22 protein-coding genes are annotated in these 20,875 nt (G+C 71.8%); 15 read left to right on the forward strand and 7 right to left on the reverse strand.

Features of this window, described 5'->3' with window-relative positions:
• The first annotated feature begins 29 nt into the window (after nucleotides 1-29).
• The gene (gene dnaE / locus ACIRD8_RS02980; protein ID WP_403985325.1) at nucleotides 30-3,566 is read left to right on the forward strand and encodes a DNA polymerase III subunit alpha; all 3,537 of its coding nucleotides are present in this window, start codon (nucleotides 30-32) and stop codon (nucleotides 3,564-3,566) included.
• Between the two features lie 78 nt (nucleotides 3,567-3,644).
• Here the strand turns inward: dnaE and ACIRD8_RS02985 are convergent, their stop codons facing one another.
• Nucleotides 3,645-3,824, reverse strand: a complete 180-nt coding sequence (locus ACIRD8_RS02985) for a hypothetical protein (RefSeq protein ID WP_103760328.1) — start codon at nucleotides 3,822-3,824, stop codon at nucleotides 3,645-3,647.
• A 267-nt stretch (nucleotides 3,825-4,091) separates the two neighbouring features.
• On the opposite strand from ACIRD8_RS02985, the gene ACIRD8_RS02990 reads away from it, so the two are divergent.
• The 5 genes from ACIRD8_RS02990 to ACIRD8_RS03010 all read left to right on the forward strand — a co-directional run bounded on the left by ACIRD8_RS02990 (nucleotide 4,092) and on the right by ACIRD8_RS03010 (nucleotide 8,398).
• The gene (locus tag ACIRD8_RS02990; protein ID WP_403985327.1) at nucleotides 4,092-5,351 is read left to right on the forward strand and encodes an NYN domain-containing protein; all 1,260 of its coding nucleotides are present in this window, start codon (nucleotides 4,092-4,094) and stop codon (nucleotides 5,349-5,351) included.
• A 130-nt stretch (nucleotides 5,352-5,481) separates the two neighbouring features.
• Entirely contained in the window at nucleotides 5,482-6,465 is a 984-nt protein-coding gene (locus tag ACIRD8_RS02995; protein ID WP_403985639.1) for an ABC transporter ATP-binding protein, read from the forward strand.
• Nucleotides 6,466-6,520: 55 nt separating this feature from the next.
• Entirely contained in the window at nucleotides 6,521-7,372 is an 852-nt protein-coding gene (locus tag ACIRD8_RS03000) for an ABC transporter permease (RefSeq protein WP_403985329.1), read from the forward strand.
• A 34-nt stretch (nucleotides 7,373-7,406) separates the two neighbouring features.
• Entirely contained in the window at nucleotides 7,407-8,126 is a 720-nt protein-coding gene (locus tag ACIRD8_RS03005) for an ABC transporter permease (RefSeq protein ID WP_403985331.1), read from the forward strand.
• A gap of 98 nt (nucleotides 8,127-8,224) precedes the next feature.
• Nucleotides 8,225-8,398 (forward strand): hypothetical protein, encoded by a 174-nt coding sequence (locus ACIRD8_RS03010; protein ID WP_382988258.1) that lies wholly within the window; start codon nucleotides 8,225-8,227, stop codon nucleotides 8,396-8,398.
• Nucleotides 8,399-8,419: 21 nt separating this feature from the next.
• Here ACIRD8_RS03010 and ACIRD8_RS03015 read toward each other — a convergent pair whose 3' ends face one another.
• The 5 genes from ACIRD8_RS03015 to ACIRD8_RS03035 all read right to left on the reverse strand — a co-directional run bounded on the left by ACIRD8_RS03015 (nucleotide 8,420) and on the right by ACIRD8_RS03035 (nucleotide 13,007).
• Entirely contained in the window at nucleotides 8,420-8,785 is a 366-nt protein-coding gene (locus tag ACIRD8_RS03015) for a TraR/DksA family transcriptional regulator (protein WP_403985333.1), read from the reverse strand.
• A gap of 58 nt (nucleotides 8,786-8,843) precedes the next feature.
• Complete coding sequence (ybaK, locus tag ACIRD8_RS03020) at nucleotides 8,844-9,344, reverse strand: Cys-tRNA(Pro) deacylase (protein ID WP_403985335.1); 501 nt, start codon at nucleotides 9,342-9,344, stop codon at nucleotides 8,844-8,846.
• 16 nt (nucleotides 9,345-9,360) lie between these two features.
• Nucleotides 9,361-10,137 (reverse strand): LON peptidase substrate-binding domain-containing protein, encoded by a 777-nt coding sequence (locus ACIRD8_RS03025; protein ID WP_403985337.1) that lies wholly within the window; start codon nucleotides 10,135-10,137, stop codon nucleotides 9,361-9,363.
• 11 nt (nucleotides 10,138-10,148) lie between these two features.
• Entirely contained in the window at nucleotides 10,149-11,183 is a 1,035-nt protein-coding gene (locus ACIRD8_RS03030; RefSeq protein ID WP_403985339.1) for a hypothetical protein, read from the reverse strand.
• Between the two features lie 222 nt (nucleotides 11,184-11,405).
• Entirely contained in the window at nucleotides 11,406-13,007 is a 1,602-nt protein-coding gene (locus ACIRD8_RS03035; protein ID WP_403985341.1) for an oxidoreductase, read from the reverse strand.
• A gap of 159 nt (nucleotides 13,008-13,166) precedes the next feature.
• On the opposite strand from ACIRD8_RS03035, the gene hisD reads away from it, so the two are divergent.
• The 9 genes from hisD (at nucleotide 13,167) to ACIRD8_RS03080 (ending at nucleotide 20,013) form a co-directional block, all read left to right on the forward strand.
• The gene (hisD, locus tag ACIRD8_RS03040; RefSeq protein WP_403985343.1) at nucleotides 13,167-14,489 is read left to right on the forward strand and encodes a histidinol dehydrogenase; all 1,323 of its coding nucleotides are present in this window, start codon (nucleotides 13,167-13,169) and stop codon (nucleotides 14,487-14,489) included.
• On the forward strand, nucleotides 14,486-15,613 hold the full coding sequence (locus ACIRD8_RS03045; RefSeq protein WP_403985345.1) for a histidinol-phosphate transaminase: 1,128 nt from the start codon (nucleotides 14,486-14,488) through the stop codon (nucleotides 15,611-15,613). The genes hisD and ACIRD8_RS03045 overlap by 4 nt, the downstream gene beginning before the upstream one ends.
• The gene (gene hisB / locus ACIRD8_RS03050) at nucleotides 15,610-16,203 is read left to right on the forward strand and encodes an imidazoleglycerol-phosphate dehydratase HisB (RefSeq protein WP_403985347.1); all 594 of its coding nucleotides are present in this window, start codon (nucleotides 15,610-15,612) and stop codon (nucleotides 16,201-16,203) included. The genes ACIRD8_RS03045 and hisB overlap by 4 nt, the downstream gene beginning before the upstream one ends.
• Nucleotides 16,200-16,367, forward strand: coding sequence for a hypothetical protein (locus ACIRD8_RS03055; RefSeq protein WP_187282376.1), 168 nt, complete (start codon nucleotides 16,200-16,202; stop codon nucleotides 16,365-16,367). The genes hisB and ACIRD8_RS03055 overlap by 4 nt, the downstream gene beginning before the upstream one ends.
• A 9-nt stretch (nucleotides 16,368-16,376) precedes the next feature.
• Nucleotides 16,377-17,018: an imidazole glycerol phosphate synthase subunit HisH gene (hisH, locus tag ACIRD8_RS03060; protein WP_403985349.1), complete on the forward strand. Its 642-nt coding sequence runs from the start codon at nucleotides 16,377-16,379 to the stop codon at nucleotides 17,016-17,018.
• Nucleotides 17,018-17,743 (forward strand): bifunctional 1-(5-phosphoribosyl)-5-((5-phosphoribosylamino)methylideneamino)imidazole-4-carboxamide isomerase/phosphoribosylanthranilate isomerase PriA, encoded by a 726-nt coding sequence (gene priA, locus ACIRD8_RS03065; protein ID WP_104789850.1) that lies wholly within the window; start codon nucleotides 17,018-17,020, stop codon nucleotides 17,741-17,743. Before hisH ends, priA begins: the two co-directional genes overlap by 1 nt.
• Nucleotides 17,740-18,138 (forward strand): RidA family protein, encoded by a 399-nt coding sequence (locus ACIRD8_RS03070; RefSeq protein ID WP_403985351.1) that lies wholly within the window; start codon nucleotides 17,740-17,742, stop codon nucleotides 18,136-18,138. Before priA ends, ACIRD8_RS03070 begins: the two co-directional genes overlap by 4 nt.
• A complete protein-coding gene (gene hisF / locus ACIRD8_RS03075) occupies nucleotides 18,135-18,890 on the forward strand; it encodes an imidazole glycerol phosphate synthase subunit HisF (RefSeq protein ID WP_403985353.1) in 756 nt (251 codons plus the stop codon). Before ACIRD8_RS03070 ends, hisF begins: the two co-directional genes overlap by 4 nt.
• A 190-nt stretch (nucleotides 18,891-19,080) precedes the next feature.
• Complete coding sequence (locus tag ACIRD8_RS03080; protein WP_403985355.1) at nucleotides 19,081-20,013, forward strand: alpha/beta hydrolase family protein; 933 nt, start codon at nucleotides 19,081-19,083, stop codon at nucleotides 20,011-20,013.
• Between the two features lie 67 nt (nucleotides 20,014-20,080).
• Here the strand turns inward: ACIRD8_RS03080 and ACIRD8_RS03085 are convergent, their stop codons facing one another.
• The gene (locus tag ACIRD8_RS03085) at nucleotides 20,081-20,854 is read right to left on the reverse strand and encodes an alpha/beta fold hydrolase (protein ID WP_403985357.1); all 774 of its coding nucleotides are present in this window, start codon (nucleotides 20,852-20,854) and stop codon (nucleotides 20,081-20,083) included.
• Between the last annotated feature and the right edge of the window lie 21 nt (nucleotides 20,855-20,875).

Consider the following 20,875-nt stretch of genomic DNA (forward strand, 5'->3'; position numbering starts at 1 on the left):
ATCCCGAGTTTCCCCGGAGGCACAGCGCCGTGAGCAAGCCGCCATTCACGCACCTGCACGTCCACACCCAGTACTCGCTGCTGGACGGTGCCGCGCGGCTCAAGGACATGTTCGAGGCGGCGAACACGATGGGCATGTCGCACATCGCCATGACCGACCACGGCAACCTCCACGGCGCCTACGACTTCTTCCACTCGGCCCAGAAGGCCGGGGTGACGCCGATCATCGGGATCGAGGCCTACGTCGCCCCCGAGTCGCGCAAGCACAAGCGCAAGATCCAGTGGGGCCAGCCGCACCAGAAGCGGGACGACGTCTCGGGTTCCGGTGGTTACACCCACAAGACGATCTGGGCTTCCAACAGCACCGGTCTGCACAACCTCTTCAAGCTCTCCTCGGACGCGTACGCCGAGGGCTGGCTGCAGAAGTGGCCCCGCATGGACAGGGAGACCATCTCCCAGTGGTCCGAGGGCCTGATCGCCTCCACCGGGTGCCCGTCCGGCGAGGTGCAGACCCGGCTGCGGCTCGGGCAGTTCGACGAGGCGGTCCAGGCGGCCTCCGACTACAAGGACATCTTCGGCGAGGGCAAGTACTTCCTGGAGCTGATGGACCACGGCATCGAGATCGAGCGCCGGGTCCGCGACGGGCTGCTGGAGATCGGCAAGAAGCTCGGCATCCCGCCGCTCGTGACGAACGACTCGCACTACACCTACGCCAACGAGGCGACCGCGCACGACGCGCTGCTCTGCATCCAGACCGGCAAGAACCTCTCCGACCCCGACCGCTTCCGCTTCGACGGCACGGGCTACTACCTCAAGACGACGGACGAGATGTACGCCGTCGACTCCTCGGACGCCTGGCAGGAGGGCTGCGCCAACACCCTCCTGGTCGCACAGCAGATCGACACCACCGGCATGTTCGAGAAGCGCGACCTGATGCCGAAGTTCGACATCCCGGAGGGCTTCACCGAGGTCACCTGGTTCCAGGAGGAGGTCCGGGTCGGCATGGGCCGCCGCTACCCCGCGGGCGTCCCCGAGGACCGGCAGAAGCAGGCCGAGTACGAGATGGACATCATCATCCAGATGGGGTTCCCGGGGTACTTCCTCGTCGTCGCCGACTTCATCATGTGGGCCAAGAACAACGGCATCGCAGTGGGCCCCGGCCGTGGGTCCGCCGCCGGTTCGATCGTCGCGTACGCCATGGGCATCACCGACCTCGACCCCATCACCCACGGGCTGATCTTCGAGCGCTTCCTCAACCCCGAGCGCGTCTCCATGCCCGACGTCGACATCGACTTCGACGAGCGCAGGCGCGTCGAGGTGATCCGGTACGTGACCGAGAAGTACGGCGCCGACAAGGTCGCCATGATCGGCACCTACGGCAAGATCAAGGCCAAGAACGCCATCAAGGACTCCGCGCGCGTCCTCGGCTACCCGTACGCGATGGGTGACCGCCTCACCAAGGCCATGCCCGCCGACGTCCTCGGCAAGGGGATCGACCTCAGCGGCATCACCGACCCCAAGCACCCGCGCTACAGCGAGGCGGGCGAGATCCGGGGGATGTACGAGAACGAGCCCGACGTCCAGAAGGTCATCGACACGGCGAAGGGCGTCGAGGGCCTCGTCCGTCAGATGGGTGTGCACGCCGCCGGCGTGATCATGTCCAGCGAGCCCATCGTCGACCACGCCCCGGTCTGGGTGCGGCACACCGACGGCGTCACCATCACGCAGTGGGACTACCCGCAGTGCGAGTCGCTCGGCCTGCTGAAGATGGACTTCCTCGGCCTGCGCAACCTGACGATCATGGACGACGCCATCAAGATGGTGAAGGCCAACAAGGGCGTCGACCTGGAGATGCTCTCCCTGCCGCTGGACGACCCCAAGACGTACGAGCTGCTCTGCCGCGGTGACACGCTCGGGGTGTTCCAGTTCGACGGCGGACCCATGCGTTCGCTGCTGCGCCAGATGCAGCCCGACAACTTCGAGGACATCTCCGCCGTCTCGGCCCTCTACCGGCCGGGCCCGATGGGAATGAACTCGCACACGAACTACGCCGAGCGCAAGAACGCCCGGCAGGAGATCACCCCGATCCACCCGGAGCTGGAGGAGCCCCTCAAGGAGGTCCTCGGGCTCACCTACGGCCTGATCGTCTACCAGGAGCAGGTGCAGAAGGCCGCCCAGATCGTCGCCGGGTACTCGCTCGGCGAGGCCGACATCCTGCGCCGTGTGATGGGCAAGAAGAAGGCCGACGAGCTGGCGAAGAACTTCGTCCTCTTCGAGGCGGGCGCCAAGAAGAACGGCTTCTCCGACGCGGCGATCAAGGCCCTGTGGGACGTCCTGGTGCCCTTCGCCGGATACGCGTTCAACAAGGCGCACTCCTCGGCGTACGGCCTGGTCACCTACTGGACCGCCTACCTCAAGGCGAACTACCCCGCCGAGTACATGGCGGCCCTGCTGACCTCCGTCAAAGACGACAAGGACAAGTCGGCGGTCTACCTCAACGAGTGCCGCCGCATGGGCATCAAGGTGCTCCCGCCGAACGTCAACGAGTCCGAGTCGAACTTCGCCGCCCAGGGCGACGACGTGATCCTCTTCGGGCTGACCGCCGTCCGCAACGTCGGGCAGAACGTGGTCGACTCGATCATCAGGTGCCGCAAGGCGAAGGGGAAGTACTCCACGTTCCCCGACTTCCTCGACAAGGTCGAGGCGGTCGTCTGCAACAAGCGCACCGTCGAATCGCTGATCAAGGCCGGCGCCTTCGACGAGATGGGGCACACCCGCAAGGGACTCGTCGCCCACCACGAGCCGATGATCGACAACGTGGTGCAGGTCAAGCGCAAGGAGGCCGAGGGACAGTTCGACCTCTTCGGCGGCGGCGAGACGGACAGCGACGAGCCCGGCTTCGGTCTCGACGTGGAGTTCTCCGACATCGAGTGGGAGAAGTCCTACCTGCTCGCGCAGGAGCGCGAGATGCTCGGCCTGTACGTCTCCGACCACCCGCTGTTCGGCCTGGAGCACGTCCTGTCCGACAAGTCGGACGCGGCGATCTCGCAGCTCACCGGCGGTGAGCACTCCGACGGTGCGATCGTCACCGTGGGCGGCATCATCTCCGGCCTCCAGCGCAAGATGACCAAGCAGGGCAACGCCTGGGCCATCGCCACCGTGGAGGACCTCGCCGGCTCCATCGAGTGCATGTTCTTCCCCGCGACCTACCAGCTGGTCTCCACCCAGCTCGTCGAGGACACCGTCGTCTTCGTCAAGGGACGCCTCGACAAGCGCGAGGACGTGCCGCGCCTGGTCGCCATGGAGATGCAGGTCCCCGACATCTCCAACGCGGGGACCAACGCGCCCGTCGTCCTGACCATCCCCACGGTCCGGGTCACCCCGCCCATGGTCAGCCGGCTCGGCGAGGTGCTCAGCAACCACCGGGGCGACACCGAGGTGCGCATCAGGCTCCAGGGCCCGCGCAAGACCACCGTCCTCCGGCTCGACCGGCACCGCGTCAAGCCGGACCCCGCCCTCTTCGGCGACCTGAAGGTGCTGCTCGGCCCGTCCTGCCTGGCCGGCTGACGACCGTCCCCGCACCCGCGAGAGGGGCGCCCCGCCACTGGCGGGGCGCCCCTCTCGGCCTGCCGGCCCGGTGGGCCGTCAGTTGTGGCCGAAGCGCTTCTGGTGCTTGCGCGCAACGTCGGACGGGCTGCCCTGGGCCTGCGACTGGGGCTGGGTCTGCGACTCGTACGCCGTCGACTTGGCCTCCTCGGCGCCGCGCTCCGCGGCGGACGCGCGGTCGTGCTGGCTGCCCTGCTTACGGTTCTTGTTCTTCGCCATCGTGATGCCTCCTGAGAGAGATCTGGGGGGTCCAGAACCGCTGTCAGACTCACATAGCACCGTAAAGGCCGCATGTTGGATCATTACCGAGCGTAGTAGGCGCGGTATCATGCGCCGCCCTCGGATCCGCCACGCCGATGATCGAGTTCCGGACCTTAACCCCCTCGCCGTCGGGCAGACTCGAAGGAAACCCTGAGTAAGCGAACGCCGGGCCGGCGGACCCACCCCCACGTCAGGGCCGCCGATCCGCTCCCGAGTTGGAAGAGGGTGGAACGCGTGGACCGTTGCGTCGTCCTGGTGGACGCCGGCTACTTGCTGGGCGCAGCCGCGAGTCTGCTGGCCGGAGAGCCCGCCCGTTCCCGCATCACCGTCGACCACGCGGCCCTGATCCAGGGACTGCGCGAGCGCGCGGAGGCCGATACGGAACAGCCCCTGCTGCGCATCTACTGGTTCGACGGCGCACCCGACCGTGTGCCGCAGCCCGAGCACCGCAGGCTGCGGGTCATGTCGCGGGTGACCGTTCGGCTGGGCGCGCTCACCCGCAGTGACGGACGCTGGGCGCAGAAGGGCGTCGACGCGGCCATGCACGCCGAGCTGACCGAGCTGGCCAGGAACCGCGCCTGCTCCGACGTGGTGCTCGTGACCGGTGACGGCGATCTGCTGCCCGGGCTCATGTCCGCCAAGGAGCACGGCGTCGCCGTCCACCTCTGGGCCGTCCAGGCCGCCGACGGCGACTACAACCAGTCCGAGGACCTGGTCGCCGAGGCCGACGAGCGGCGGGTGCTCGACCGGGCCTGGATCACCAAGGCCGTACGGGCCAAGGAGACGGGCGGCGTGTGCGCGCCCGCGCCCGTCCCGCGCCCCGAGATCGCCGCGATCCTCTCCGCGCCGCTGCCCGAGGCCGCCCTCGCCGCCTCCGCCGAACGCGCCTCGGAGGCCCAGGCCGCCGCGGCCCGCAACGGCACCGGCACGGCGGCCCCGGAAGAGGCCCCGCATCCCCAGCCCGCGCCCGGGCACAAGGGCGTCCCCACCCCCAAGGACCTGGCGAGCCTGCGCGCCCCCGGAGCCCAGACCGCGCAGCACACCCCGCAGCCGCCCGCCGCCAACGCGACCCTGCGCTGGTCGTCGGACAAGGGGTGGGTCGAGCGCGGCGGGCCGCTCGGCGAACCGGCCGAGACCGCGTCCCTGCCGACCCTGGCCCAGCTCACCAGCGCCGAACAGCGCTGGGCGGACCGGGAGGAGGACATCACCACCGTCGGCGGTGACCCCTTCGAGGTCGGCCAGGTCTTCGCCCGGCGCTGGATGGAACGGCTGCCGGAGACCGTCCACCTGCAGAAGCTGTCCACGATGTACCCCCGCATCCCGCACCGGATCGACGGGGAACTGCTGAGATACGCGGCGCGCTTCGGGCTGCTCGCGCACAAGGACGACCAGATCGACGAGCACGACCGCTATGCCATCAGGGCGGGGTTCTGGCGCGAGATCGACGTACGGGCCGCCGCGGAGCACGCCCCCCCGGCGGAGTGAGCGGGGCGGCACTGCCCGGCCCCGGACGCAATACGGGGCATCCGACCCCGTAGGCTCCTACCTCGTGAGTACGGGCACAGCACACGCTACGGGCGCAGCGCAGGGCACGGGCACGGCACAGGCGGAGACCGTGTGCGCGGTGCGCGATCTGGTCAAGACCTACCCAGCCGTCCGCGGCCGGCGTGGCCGCGCCGCCACCCCCGAGGTGCGCGCCACCGACGGGGTCCGCCTCGACGTCCGGCGTGGCGAGATCTTCGGACTGCTCGGGCCCAACGGCGCGGGCAAGTCCACGCTCGTACGTCAGCTCACCGGCCTGATGCGTCCCGACTCCGGGAGCGTCGAGGTGCTGGGGCACGACCTCGTGCGCCACCCCGAGCGGGCCTCGCGGCTCATCGGCTACCTGGGCCAGGAGTCCACCGCCCTCGACGAACTGACGGTGTCGCTCGCCGCGGAGACCACCGGACGGCTCAGGGGCCTGCCGGTACGGGAGGCGCGTGCCGCGCGCGACGAGGTGCTGGAGGAGCTCGGGCTCACCGGCCTCGCCGGACGCCCGCTGAGGAAGCTGTCCGGCGGTCAGCGCAGGCTCGCCTGTTTCGCGGCGACGCTGGTCGGCGAGCGCCCCGTCCTGGTGCTGGACGAGCCGACGGCCGGCATGGACCCCGTGGCCCGCCGCTCCGTCTGGTCCGCCGTCGACCGGCGGCGGGCCGAGCACGGGGCGACGGTGCTGCTCGTGACCCACAACGTCATCGAGGCGGAGACGGTCCTGGACCGGGTCGCCGTCATGGAGCGCGGCAAGGTCATCGCCTGCGACACCCCGGCCGGGCTCAAGGAGCAGGTGGCCGGCGAGGTGCGGGTCGAGCTGGTGTGGCGCGAGCGCGCCCCGCTGGACGTCCCGGAGGTGGCGGCGCTCCGCGAGTCCGCGCAGGAGTCGGGGCGCAAGTGGGTGCTGCGGCTCGGACCCGACGAGGCACGCGCCGCGGTGGCCGCGGTGACCGGCGGGGAGGCCTTCTCCTCGCTCGACGACTTCACGCTGGCCACACCCAGCCTGGAGGACGTCTATCTGGCGCTCGGCGGGGACGCCGCCAGGGCCTCCGAGGGACTGGTGAAGGCGTGAGCAGGACGGTGGACGTGTCGCGATACGTGTCGGAGTCGGACGGGAGCGCTGCCAGGTGACGAGCATCGTTCCCACGGAGCCCGCGAAAGTGGCCGGGCCGAAGGTGAGGACCTCCGCCGTGCGCACGACAGGACGCCCCGTCCGTACCGCTCCCGCGGACCTCGCGCCGCGGGCCAGGCTGCTCCCGTCGCTGGCCGCCGTGTACCGGGCGCAGCTCTCGCGGGCGAGGGTGGCCCGGATCCCGCTGCTGTTCGTCGCGACCTTCCAGTCCGTCGGGATCATGGTGCTGATGCGGGGCGTCGTCGACGGCGGTGCGGAGGCACGGGCCGTCGTCGCCGGTTCCGCCGTGCTGGTCGTGGCCTTCGTCGCGCTCAATCTGCTCGCCCAGTACTTCGGCCAGCTCCGGGCCGGCGGCGGGCTCGACCACTACGCGACGCTGCCGGTGCCGCCCGCCGCGGTGGTGCTGGGGGCGGCGGGCGCGTACGCCTCGTTCACCGTGCCGGGCACGATCGTCACGGCGGTGGCCGGCAGCGCGCTCTTCGGGCTCCCGATGACGCACCTGTGGGTGCTCGTCGCCGTCATCCCGCTCTCCGGGGCCGCGCTCTCCGGGCTCGGTGCCGCGCTCGGGCTGCTCGCGCCCCGGCAGGAGGTGGCGACGCTGCTCGGGCAGCTGGGCATGTCTGCGGCGCTGCTGCTGGGTGTGCTCCCGGCCGAACGGCTGCCCGGACCGGTCGGATGGGCGCGGGATCTGCTCCCTTCGACGTACGGAGTCGAGGCGCTGGCCCGGTCCTTCGACGCCCACCCCGACTGGGCGGTCGTCGCCCTCGACCTCGCGGTGTGCGCGGCGGTCGGTGTGCTCTCGCTGGCCGTGGCCACCTGGGCGTACCGGCGTGCGGCGGTCCGGTGAGGCGGCGCCCGCGTCGGCCTGGCACGATGGCACCGTGACCGCACCGTTGACGCCGCCGCACCAGCCCCAGCCGAACGACCCGTGGCAGGCCCCGCCCTCCGGGTCGCATCTCCTGCCCGGTGAGCAGTCGGGCCCGGAGGAGCGGCGTGCGGAGCTGAGGCAGGCCGCGGTGCTCGCCGCGGTGCTGACGGTGGCGGGAGTCGGCCTCGGGCTGCTCTGGCTGTGGCTGGCGCCCCGGGTGCCGCTCGTCTCCGACGACACCGCCGTGTTCCTCAAGAACAGCGAGGGCGAGGAAGCCATCGGGGCCGACGGCACGTTCGTGCTGCTGGCACTCGCCTTCGGCCTCGTCTCGGCGGCCGTCGTCTTCCTCCTCCGCCGGCGCGGGGGCATCCCGCTGGTGGTGGGGCTCGCCCTGGGCGGGCTGCTCGGCTCGCTGCTGGCGTGGGGGATCGGCACGTGGTTCGGGCCGACGTCCGACGTGGTGGCCCATGCCAAGGAGGTCGGCAAGGGGGTCACCTTCGACGCTCCGCTGGAGCTGCACGCGGTGGGGGCGGCGATGCTCGCCTGGCCCATCGCAGCGATGATCGTCCACCTGGGGCTGACGGCGCTGTTCGGGCCGCGGGATCCGGAGCCGGAGTGGGCGGGCTCCTACGGGACCCCGCAGTCGGAGCCCGGGCCGGGTAACGCCTTCGGGCCGACACCCGGTGCGCCGGCGGAGCCCGGGGCCGAGGGCGGCCGTCCGGAGCGTCCGTAGCGGACCGGTCCTGTCCGGTGCCTCCTGCTCACATCCGGGTCGTTTCCGCGCCGGGGTCGAGGGCAGGCGAGTGGGTGAACGCCTACGAAAGGACCGACATGAGTGCCGGAGAGAAGTCCAAGGCCAAGACCGAGCAGATCGTCGGGAAGGCCGTACGCAAGGTGGCCCACGCGGTCGGCGACGACACCACCGCGGCCAAGGGAGCGGCACTGGAGGCCCGGGGCAAGGGACGGGACACCAAGGAGAAGTCGAAGGACGCCTTCAAGCACTGAGGGCGCCTTCCGCCCCGCGATTCAGCGGGGCGCGCCGGCGGCGCACCGTACACAGGTCGTCGCCGCCGGGCGCACCTCCAGACGGCCCGGTGGGATCGGCTCACCGCACCCCTCGCAGCGGCCGTAGTCGCCTCGCTCCAGACGCTCCAGGGCCCGGTCCACCTCATCCAGGTGGTCCCGCGCCTGAGCCAGCAGTGAGGCGACATGGGCCCGCTCGAAGGCGGTGCTGGATCCCTCGGGGTCGTGTTCGTCGTCGACCGCCACCAGCGCGTTCGCCTCGACGATCCCCTCGAAGTCACTGTGCAGCGCCGCGATACGGGCATCCGTGTCGCGGCGTTCCGCTGTCAGCCGCTCCCGGACCACCTCGTCGGAAGGAACATCGTTCATCCAGGCGAGAACGGTCGCACCCCCGGTCCGCATTCCGCGGACCACCGGAGGACCGGGCCTACGCCCGGCCGATCGGGGCCAGCGTGGCCTCGGTCAGGGCGGCCAGGTCCGCGGCCGAGAGTTCGACCTCCAGGCCGCGGCGGCCCGCCGAGACACAGATCGTGGCGTGCGACCCGGCCGACGCGTCCAGCACCGTACGCAGGCGCTTGCGCTGGCCCAGGGGAGAGATGCCGCCCCGCACATAGCCCGTGGTGCGCTCCGCGGCGGCCGGGTCCGCCATGGCGGACCGCTTGCCCCCCACCGCCGATGCCAGTGCCTTGAGGTCCAGGGACCCCGCGACGGGGACGACGGCGACGACCAGCTCGCCGTCGACGTCGGCGACCAGGGTCTTGAACACCCGGTCGGCGGAGACGCCGAGAGCCTCGGCCGCCTCCTCGCCGTAGGACGGGGAGGAGGGGTCGTGGTCGTACGAGTGGACCGTGAACGCGGTGCCGGCCGCGGTCAGGGCGACCGTGGCCGGGGTCCCGCCGGGCTGCTGCTTCCTGGACTTCTTCGCCACCGGGCAGGTCCTCGGGTCAGTTGGGGTACGTGGGATCGCGGGTCAGGTCGGCCGCCGGCAGCGACGGCAGGTGCCGGATGACGGCGGTCTCCTTGCGCAGGAGCGCCAGCTCCTCGCGCAGCCGGGTCGCGGTGTCCGGGGCCTGGAGCAGCCGCTGCTTCGACGGGACGTCGAGCACGGCCGCGGCGGCCACCAGGTAGGAGACGACGGAGGGGTCGTCGGGCAGGTCCGCGCCGGTCGTCAGGGAACGCTCGCTCGCCCCGGCCAGCCGCTTCTGGTAGCTGCGGAAGGCGCGCAGGACGCCCTCCGCGAGGGCCCCCGCCTCGTCCGAGGGGGAGTCCTCGCCCTCGGCGGCCCCCGGGTCCTCGGGCAGTTCCTCGACCTCGGCCGTCAGGAACGGGCCGCTCGCGTCGACGGAGAGCAGCCTGACCCGGGTGGTGCCGGTCGCCAGGACCTCGTAGCTGCCGTCGGCGCGCTCACGGATCTTCGCCGCGTCCGCGACGCAGCCGACCCGGTGGAAGGTCTGGATGGGATCGGGCCCGAAGCCGTCGGCCGGGGCCCGCTCCACGGGAGGCGCGGTGGCGGCCGTGTCCGGCATGCCGGTGGCCGTCGGGGCGGTCTCGCGGCCGTCGCGGATCGCGACCACCACGAAGCGGCGCGGTTCGTCCTCGTCGATCGCGAGCAGGTCGCGCATCATGGCGCGATAACGCTCCTCGAAGACGTTGAGCGGCAGCACGAGGCCGGGGAACAGCACCGCGTTCAGCGGAAAGAGAGGCAGGCGAGCGGTGGTCACAGCCGCCAAGCCTAATGGCCGCGGCGCCCGCTGTGTTCCGGCCGTCCGCACAGGGGCGTGGAAGAGGCCACCCGGAGCCTGACATCCGCCCGGGCGTCGAGGAATCCCCCGAGCGCCTCCCCGGTCACGGACGCCCACGGGAACGACGTCGCGTACGGTCCGATCAGCCGGAACTGCTCCAGCGCCTCGGCCGCGCGGCCCCGCGCCACCAGGACGTAGGCGAGGAGGTTGCGGACCTCCGCCGGCCAGGGGTCGCCGGGAGGGAAACCCGCCGAGAACCTGATCGCGAGGTCGGCGGCCGCGTCGACCCGGTCCGCCTGCACGGAGTTCGCCCGCGCGGCGGCCTCCTCGTCCCGCAGCAGGGCGAAGGCGGCCCGTACGGGGAGCGCCTGTACCAGGGAGTCCCCGGCGGCGTCCTGCGCGGCCTGCTCGGCGAAGTCGAAGCATTCGCGGTGGGAGCCGTACCACTCGGCCGAGAGGTACCGCAGCGCGGCGACATGGCTGCCGTAGTGGTGCGGGGAGCGGCGCACGGCCTGCTCCCACAGCGACTCGAAGACCGTGTGCGTGGCATGCGTGCCCCGGGCGTGGTCGAGCGCGAGCCGCCACGGCACCGGGTCGCGGGGGTCGGCCTCGGCCGCCGCCGTGATCAGCGGACCCACCTCACGCAGCAGCTCGGCGTGGGCGGGGGACTCCCAGGCGCGGCGCACCGCCAGCGCGGCCTTGACGAGCAGGGCGTCCGGATCGCGCGGGGCGGCGGCCAGCCACTCCGTGAGCCAGCCGTCACGGCCGCGCGCGAAGGCGACCAGCCGGGCCAGGGTGCGGTCGCGGGCCTCCCAGTCGGTGGCGTCCCGGGTGGTGGCGAGGAGCTTGGCCGCGGGTTCGTAGTCGCCCAGGGCGGCCGCCACCAGCGCGGGGGAGAGCCGCTCGTCGGGGGCGTCGAGCATCACCGCGTCGTCCGACGGCAGCCCGGCGGACAGCCCGGGGCCGTACCGGAACGTACGCGCGGAACTCAGCAGTGCGCGAAGGAAGGCCATGGTGCAGACCATTGAAAAGCCCAGGTGGGGGCGGCGCCAGAGGGGCACTGTGAAGCTTCTGTAGCGAGTGGGAGGGTTGCCCTGGACGAGGTCAAGAAAAGGCAAAGGAAGCGCGGCCGGGTGGCTTGATTCCGGCGTTTCCGTTGCCGATAACCGCCCGTCCTGCCGGGCCTCGACCGGTCTTTCGACCACTGTGCCGACAGGGCTCCGGCCGGGCGGGACGCCGGCCCCCGGTCAGCCCCGCCGCAGCAGTCTGGACGCCCCCGCCGCCACCGTCGTGGCCAATATCCACCCCAGCAGCACGAGAGCCGCCGCGGTCCACTGCCAGCCGCCCTCCAGCAGCCAGTAACCGTCCTGCCCGAGATCGATCACCGGCACCAGCAGATCCAGTGCGTACAGCGCGGGATTCCACTGCGGATGCTCGCCCCCCTTGATCGACTCGGGGCGGTACTGCGAGAAGGCCACCGCCCCCGCCGCCCACAGCACCGCCATCCAGACCAGGGCCCGGCCCGGCCGGTAGCCGTACGCCACCGTCCAGTCCTGGAGATAGCCCCAGATCCTCCCGGCGGGCGGCAGCGTCTCGCGCCGCCGCCGCTGCTTGGCCAGCAGCACCTCGCGGGCGTCCGCGTCTTCCCCGCAGCTGCGGAGCACTGCCGCGAGACGCTCGTACGGCTCCGGCACGTACTCCGGGGTCGCGGCCAGCACCCAGTCCAGGCGGCGGGAGAGCGGGAAATGGCCGTACGGGACGAGGTTCTCGTAGACGAAGCCGCCCATCGCCAGGCCGCCCGGGCCGGGCCAGCTGGTCGAGACGTCGATCAGCGTCACCACCTTCGCGCCGTTCAGCACGACCCGGCCCTCCCGCGGGCGCTCCGCGTTGAAGCGCAGCTCGGGGGTGACGATCCGGCGCAGCGACAGCTCCTCGCGGTCGGCGAGCACGAACCGGGCCTTGTGCAGGTCCACCGCGTCCCCGAACCGTCCGTCGTCGAGCCGCACCGCCCCCCGGCACTCGAAGACCTGCGCCCGTGTCCCGCGCGCCGGGCCTCCGCCGCGGGCGATGCCGAACGGGGGAGTGGTGCCCTGGTTCCCCGTGTCGATGCTCACCCAGGCCTCCGTCATGTAGAGCGTGCGCTCCACGCTCAGCTGCGGGGCGTTCAGCGCCCGCCGCCCGTCCGTGGCGCGCAGCCGGCTGCCGCGCAGGCTCAGCGAACCGCCGACCTTCGCCCCGCGCAGGCTCAGCTCGCCGCGCGTCTCGATCATCTCGGCCTGCAGGTCCTGCGCCACCGACATCCCGTCGCCCACGAAGGCGCGGCCGCGCCGGTCGGGGCCGATCCAGATCTGGTTGATCAGCAGATCCGTGCCGATCTGGGCGTCGGTGAGCCGGATGCCGCGCTCGATCCGGCAGCGCGGCAGATGCAGGTCGCCCTCCGTGTGCAGCCGGGCCGCGTCCAGCCTCGGCACCGCGCAGCCCACCATCCGCAGGGTGGTGAAGTAGCACTCGGGCAGGACGACCTCCTGCTCGAAGCGGCAGCCCGTCAGCTCGACGTACGGAGAGACCCGGCCGCCCGCCAGGTCCAGCTTCCCGGTGATCCGTACGCCCCGGAGTTTCAGCGCCGCCACCCGCCCCGGCCGCGCGGGCGGGCCGTCCAGGAGCAGGCGCGCCACCGTGCGCGCGCCCACGCTGCGCTCGGGGCCCCAGGGGTGCGGGGCGAAGGGATCGTCACGCACCGCGTCGTGCGAGCGCAGATCGTAGGTCGTGCCGTTCCGGAAGGACTGCCACATGCCCAGCTCCGCGGCGCTGAGCCCGTCGGGGATCCCGCCGTCCTGCGGTTCCGTCACTGCACCACCTCCGCACGCGCGGATCACCCCGCGCCCGTACCGTCGTTCTTCCCTCTGCGTGACCGTGTGAAAGCTAACGGTCAGCAGTGACAGCCGGGACATGTATCAGCCAGTGATACGGGCGACCGGACGCCTGAACCGGTCTGAGAGAATTGCGGTGTGATCTCTCGAATCGATCTGCGCGGTACCGCCCTCCCCGAGGGCGGCGCCCTGCGCGACCTGCTGCCCCGTGCCGAGTTCGACGTGGAAGCCGCCCTGGAGACGGTGCGGCCCATCTGCGAGGACGTACGCCATCGTGGCTCGGCGGCAGTGATCGACTGGGGGGAGAAGTTCGACGGCGTCCGCCTGGACTCGATCCGGGTCCCCGCCGGTGCGATCACCGAGGCGCTGGAGCAGCTCGACCCCGCCGTGCGCGCCGCCCTGGAGGAGTCGATCCGCCGCGCCCGTCTCGTCCACCGTGAGCAGCGCCGCACCACGCACACCACCCAGGTCGTCCCCGGCGGCACCGTCACCGAGAAGTGGGTGCCCGTCGAGCGCGTCGGGCTCTACGTGCCGGGCGGGCGCGCGGTCTACCCGTCCTCCGTCGTGATGAACGTCGTCCCGGCCCAGGAGGCCGGTGTCGAGGGCCTCGCCGTCGCCTCACCGCCCCAGAAGGAGTTCGGCGGACTGCCGCACCCCACGATCCTGGCCGCCTGCGCGCTCCTCGGCGTCGACGAGGTGTACGCCGCCGGAGGCTCCCAGGCCGTCGCGATGTTCGCGTACGGCACCGAGGACTGCCCGCCGGTGAATCTCGTCACCGGCCCCGGCAACATCTACGTCGCCGCCGCCAAGCGCCTCCTCAAGGGCCGCATCGGCATCGACGCCGAGGCCGGCCCCACCGAGATCGCGATCCTCGCCGACGCCACCGCCGACCCGGTGCACGTCGCCGCCGACCTGATCAGCCAGGCCGAGCACGACCCGATGGCCGCCGCCGTGCTGGTGACCGACTCCGAGGAGCTCGCCGCCGCCACCGAGGCCGAGCTGACGCCCCAGGTCGCCGCGACCAAGCACGTCACGGACCGGATCGAGCCCGCCCTGGCCGGCCGCCAGTCCGCGATCGTCCTGGTCTCCTCGATCGAGGACGGCCTCAAGGTCGTCGACGCGTACGGTGCCGAGCACCTGGAGATCCAGACCGTCGACGCCGCCGCCGTCGCCGGACGGGTCCGCAACGCCGGAGCGATCTTCGTCGGCCCCTGGTCGCCCGTCTCGCTCGGCGACTACTGCGCCGGCTCCAACCACGTCCTGCCCACCGGCGGCTGCGCCTGCCACTCCTCGGGCCTGTCCGTGCAGTCCTTCCTGCGCGGCATCCACATCGTCGACTACACCCGTGACGCGCTCGCCGAGGTCACCCACCACGTCGTGGCCCTCGCCGAGGCGGAGGACCTCCCCGCCCACGGCGCCGCACTCAAGGCCAGGTTCGGCTGGAAGGTTCCGCAAGCGTGACGAACGACAGCACCCCCCCGAACGCGTGGGACGCGCTCCCGATCCGTGACGAACTGCGAGGCCAGTCCCCGTACGGGGCGCCCCAGCTCGACGTACCGGTCCGGCTGAACACCAACGAGAACCCGTACCCGCTGCCCGAGGCGCTCGTCGACCGCATCGCCGAGCGGGTCCGCGAGGCCGCCCGCGACCTCAACCGCTACCCCGACCGGGACGCCGTGGAGCTCCGCACCGAGCTCGCCCGCTACCTCACCCGCACCGCGGGGCACGAGGTCGCGGCGGTCAACGTCTGGGCGGCCAACGGCTCCAACGAGGTCCTCCAGCAGCTGCTGCAGACCTTCGGCGGCCCCGGGCGCACGGCGATCGGCTTCGAGCCCTCGTACTCGATGCACGCCCTCATCGCCCGCGGCACCGGCACCGGCTGGATCTCCGGACCGCGCAACGAGGACTTCACCATCGACGTGGAGGCCGCGAAGAAGGCCATCGCCGAGCACCGGCCCGAGGTCGTCTTCATCACCTCGCCCAACAACCCCACCGGCACCGCCGTCGACGCGGACACCGTCGTCGCCCTGTACGACGCGGCCCAGGCCGCCCGGCCCTCGATGGTCGTCGTCGACGAGGCGTACGGCGAGTTCAGCCACCACCCCTCGCTGCTCCCGCTGATCGAGGGCCGCCCGCACCTGGTGCTCTCGCGCACCATGTCCAAGGCGTTCGGCGCCGCGGGCCTGCGCCTCGGCTACCTCGCGGCGGCCCCCGCCGTCGTCGACGCGGTCCAGCTGGTGCGTCTCCCGTACCACCTGTCGTCGATCACGCAGGCCACGGCGCTCGCCGCCCTGGAGCACACCGATACGCTGCTCGGGTACGTCGCGCAGCTCAAGAACGAGCGCGACCGGCTGGTCGAAGGACTGCGGGAGCTCGGCTTCGCCGTCACCGACTCGGACGCCAACTTCGTCCAGTTCGGCCGCTTCGCCGACAGCCACACCGCCTGGCAGCAGATCCTCGACCGGGGCGTCCTGGTCCGGGACAACGGCGTACCGGGATGGCTGCGGGTCTCCGCGGGCACCCCGGCAGAGAACGACGCGTTCCTCGATGCGGTGCGCGAACTGAAGAAGGAGCACGACGCATGAGCCGCGTAGGCAGGGTGGAACGGACCACCAAGGAGACCTCGGTACTCGTCGAGATCAACCTCGACGGCACCGGCAAGGTCGATGTCGCGACCGGGGTCGGCTTCTACGACCACATGCTCGACCAGCTCGGCCGCCACGGGCTCTTCGACCTCACGGTCAAGACCGAGGGCGACCTGCACATCGACTCGCACCACACCATCGAGGACACCGCCCTCGCGCTCGGCGCCGCCTTCAAGCAGGCGCTCGGCGACAAGGTCGGCATCTACCGCTTCGGCAACTGCACCGTCCCGCTGGACGAGTCGCTCGCCCAGGTCACCGTCGACCTCTCCGGCCGCCCCTACCTGGTGCACACCGAGCCGGAGAAGATGGCGCCGATGATCGGCGAGTACGACACGACGATGACCCGGCACATCCTGGAGTCCTTCGTCGCCCAGGCGCAGATCGCCCTGCACGTCCACGTCCCGTACGGGCGCAACGCCCACCACATCGTGGAGTGCCAGTTCAAGGCGCTGGCCCGCGCCCTGCGCTACGCCAGTGAGCACGACCTGCGTGCGGCCGGAATCCTTCCGTCCACGAAGGGCGCCCTGTGACCGGCCTCAACACCGTTCTGATCCTCGTCGGCCTCTTCCTGGCCGGCGGCGTGTACTCCTTCTGGAAGCAGGGCATGCCCAAGGGCGTCGTCGTGCTCCTCGGGATCGGATCCGTGATGTGCCTGGTGGCGGGCATCATGCGGATCCAGGGACTCTGGGACTGAGGTAGGACAGTGAGCGACAAGAAGAAGGTCGTCGTCTTCGACTACGGCTTCGGCAACGTCCGCTCCGCCGAGCGGGCCCTCGCCCACGTCGGCGGGGACGTCGAGATCACCCGCGACTTCGACACCGCGATGAACGCCGACGGGCTGCTCGTCCCCGGCGTCGGCGCCTTCTCCGCCTGCATGGACGGGCTGAAGAAGGCGCGCGGCGAATGGATCATCGGCCGCAGGCTGGCCGGCGGCCGCCCCGTCATGGGCATCTGCGTCGGCATGCAGATCCTGTTCGAGCGCGGCATCGAGCACGGCGTCGAGACGGAGGGCCTCGACGAGTGGCCCGGCACCGTCGGACCGCTGAAGGCCGACGTCGTGCCGCACATGGGCTGGAACACCGTCGACTCCCCCGAGGGCTCCCAGCTCTTCGCCGGTCTGGACCGTGAGGCGCGCTACTACTTCGTGCACTCCTACGCGGCGCACGACTGGTCCCTCGAAGTGACCAACGCCAAGATCCGTGCCCCCAAGGTCACCTGGGCGACGCACGGAGAGCGGTTCGTGGCGGCCGTCGAGAACGGCGCGCTGTGGGCCACCCAGTTCCACCCCGAGAAGTCCGGCGATGCCGGCGCCCAGCTGCTGACCAACTGGATCGAGACGCTGTAATGCCGAAGCTTGAACTGCTCCCCGCCGTAGACGTCCGCGACGGACAGGCCGTCCGCCTCGTGCACGGCGAATCCGGCTCCGAGACCTCCTACGGCTCGCCCCTGGAGGCGGCCCTCGCCTGGCAGAGCTCCGGCGCCGAGTGGCTGCACCTCGTCGACCTGGACGCCGCCTTCGGCACCGGCGACAACCGCGCGCTGATCGCCGAGGTGGCCGGCGCCATGGACATCAAGGTCGAGCTCTCCGGCGGCATCCGCGACGACGCCTCCCTGGAGGCCGCCCTCGCCACCGGCTGCCGCCGCGTCAACCTCGGCACCGCCGCCCTGGAGACCCCCGAGTGGGTCGCCAAGGTCATCGCCGAGCACGGCGACAAGATCGCCGTCGGCCTCGACGTCCGCGGCACCACCTTGCGTGGCCGTGGCTGGACCCGCGACGGCGGCGACCTCTACGAGACGCTCGCCCGCCTCGACTCCGAGGGCTGCGCCCGCTACGTCGTGACCGACATCGCCAAGGACGGCACCCTCCAGGGCCCCAACCTGGCCCTCCTGCGGGACGTCTGCGCCGCCACCGACAAGCCCGTCGTCGCCTCCGGCGGCGTCTCCTCGCTCGCCGACCTCCGCGCGATCTCCCTGCTCGTCCCGGAAGGCGTCGAGGGAGCCATCGTCGGCAAGGCGCTGTACGCCAAGGCGTTCACCCTGGAAGAGGCCCTCAAGGCGGTCGCCGGATGACGGACTCCGTACGCCGCGTCTCCTCGGGCGGACCCTGGGAGGAGAAGGTCGGCTACTCCCGCGCGGTCCAGCTGCCGAACGGGCTCGTCCTGGTCTCGGGCTGCACATCCGTGGTCAACGGCGAGATCTCCGCGGGCGGCCCCTACGAGCAGGCCGTCGCCTCCTTCCAGCTCGCCTTCGACGCGCTGAAGCAGGTCGGACTCGGCCGCGAGGACGTCGTCCGCACCCGGATGTACCTCACCCACGCCCGGGACGTGGACGAGGTCGGCCGCGCCCACAAGGAGCTGTTCGACGACGTGCGGCCCGCCGCCTCGATGATCATCGTGTCCGGTTTCATCGACCCGAGCCTGGTCGTCGAGGTCGAGGTCGAGGCCTACAAGGCAGGTGCGCGATGACCCTCGCGGTACGTGTCATCCCCTGCCTCGACGTGGACAACGGCCGCGTCGTCAAGGGCGTCAACTTCCAGAACCTGCGCGACGCGGGCGACCCCGTCGAGATGGCCAAGCTGTACGACGCCGAGGGCGCCGACGAGCTGACCTTCCTCGACATCACCGCCTCCAGCGGTGACCGGGAGACGACGTACGACGTGGTGCGCCGCACCGCCGAGCAGGTCTTCATCCCGCTCACCGTCGGCGGTGGCGTCCGCACCCCCGACGACGTCGACAAGCTGCTGCGCGCCGGGGCCGACAAGGTCGGCGTCAACACCGCCGCCATCGCCCGCCCCGACCTCATCCGCGAGATCGCCGAACGCTTCGGGCGCCAGGTCCTCGTGCTCTCCGTCGACGCCCGCCGCACCCCCGAGGGCACCTTCGAGGTGACGACCCACGGCGGCCGCAGGGGCACCGGCATCGACGCCGTCGAGTGGGCGCACCGGGCGGCCGAGCTCGGCGCGGGCGAGATCCTGCTCAACTCGATGGACGCCGACGGCACGAAGGACGGCTACGACACCGAGATGATCGAGGCGGTACGGGCCCACGTCACCGTCCCCGTCATCGCCTCCGGTGGCGCGGGCCGGCTGGAGGACTTCGCACCGGCCGTCGGCGCGGGCGCCGACGCCGTACTCGCCGCGTCCGTCTTCCACTTCGGTGACCTGCGGATCTCCGAGGTCAAGGGTGCTCTGCGCGGGGCCGGACACCCCGTCCGCTGACCCCGGCCGGGGAACGTGCCGGTCGCGAAGACCGGCGATCTCGCCGATGTCCTCCCGGAGGGCACGCCGCCAGAGTGGCGCCGTCAACGAAATGACGGCGCCACCCACGCGGTGCTCCCCCGAAGGCCCCCGGACGACGGGGCCCCGGCTGCCGCGGTGTGGTGCGCCACGACCGAGAGGATCCCCCCTCGTGCAGCAGCACCTCCCCTCCGGCGACACCTCCCCCCGCCGCCACCGGATGTCGAAGAGCCGCTCCCGCACCGTCGGGTTCGCCGTCGCCGCCGCGGCCGCCACGGCCGGTCTGGTCACCGCGCTGATGCCGGGCGCGCAGGCCGCCGACAATCCGTACGAGCGCGGTCCGGCCCCGAGCAATGCGAGCATCGAGGCGAGCCGCGGCTCGTACGCGACCTCGCAGACGACCGTCTCCTCGCTGAGCGTCAGCGGCTTCGGCGGCGGCACGATCTACTACCCGACGTCCACGTCCGACGGCACCTTCGGCGCGGTCGTGATCTCACCCGGCTTCACCGCCTACCAGTCGAGCATCGCCTGGCTGGGGCCGCGCCTCGCCTCGCAGGGCTTCGTGGTGTTCACCATCGACACCAACACCACGGCGGACCAGCCGGCCAGCCGCGGCGACCAGCTGCTCGCCGCGCTGGACTACCTCACGCAGAAGAGCTCGGCCCGCACCCGGATCGACTCCTCCCGACTCGGCGTGATGGGCCATTCCATGGGCGGCGGCGGCACGCTGGAGGCCGCGAAGGACCGTCCGTCGCTGCAGGCGGCGATCCCGCTGACCGGCTGGAACACGGACAAGACCTGGCCCGAGGTGAAGACACCGACCCTGGTGATCGGTGCGGACGGCGACACCGTCGCCCCCGTCGCCACGCACTCGGAGCCGTTCTACAACTCGCTGCCCAGCTCACTGGACAAGGCGTACCTGGAGCTCCGGGGCGCCACGCACTTCACGCCGAACAGCTCCAACACGACGATCGCGAAGTACAGCATCTCGTGGCTGAAGCGCTTCATCGACAATGACGCCCGCTACGAGCAGTTCCTCTGCCCGCTGCCGTCGACGAGCACGACGATCGCCGAGTACAAGGGCAACTGCCCGCACACCTCCTGACGACGGGGGAGCCGGGGCCGGGCCGCGCGTACCGCGGTCCGGCCCTTCGCGCGGTCCGGGCCCGTGTTCAGTCCCGGGAGAGGAACGCGGCGATGGCCTCGGCGAATCCGGGGTCGCGGACCGCCGTCAGATGGTCCCCCGGCAGTACGGTCAGCTCCGCCCCCGCGATCGCCGACGCCAGCACCTCGGGCCGGGTCGCGAGGGGGTCGCCCGCCCCGGTGAGGACCAGCGTCGGGACCGTGATCCGGTCCAGCGGCAGCGCGCCCCGGTGCACCGCCCGTATCTGCGCGGCCAGCGCCAGCCGGTCGCCGCCCGCCGTGTCCGCCAGCACCCGGAAGGCCCGGGTCCGCTCCGGTGCGTCCGCCGCGTCCTCGGCCGTCAGTGCCGCCGACACCAGCTCGGGGGGCATCACCCGGGTGTCCAGGCCGCCCACCTCCACCGCGCCCGCGCCGATCCCGCCGGCCACCAGGCGGGTGATCCGCCGGTCCTCCGCCGCGGCCAGGACCGCCACCACCGCGCCCATGGAATAGCCCACGACGTGCACCTGGTCCACGCCGATGCGGTCGATGAGCAGACGCACGTCACGGGCCATCAGCGACTCGCCGTAGCGCGTGTCGTCGTGCGGCCGGTCCGACTCGCCGTGGCCCCGCGCGTCCAGGGCGTACACCCGCCGGCCCCGGGCGACGAGCGCCTCGACGACGCCGGGGCCCTCCCAGTTCAGCCGGGCGTGCGCGGCGAAGCCGTGCAGCAGCACCACCGGGGGCAGGGCGCCGTCCGGGTCCCGCGACCAGGACCAGTAACGCAGGGTCAAACCGTCGTGTGTACGCAATTCATCAGTCATGCACCGACGTTACGGGCGGGC

This window comes from Streptomyces sp. NPDC102451 (assembly GCF_044765485.1).
Classification (GTDB): Bacteria; Actinomycetota; Actinomycetes; order Streptomycetales; family Streptomycetaceae; genus Streptomyces.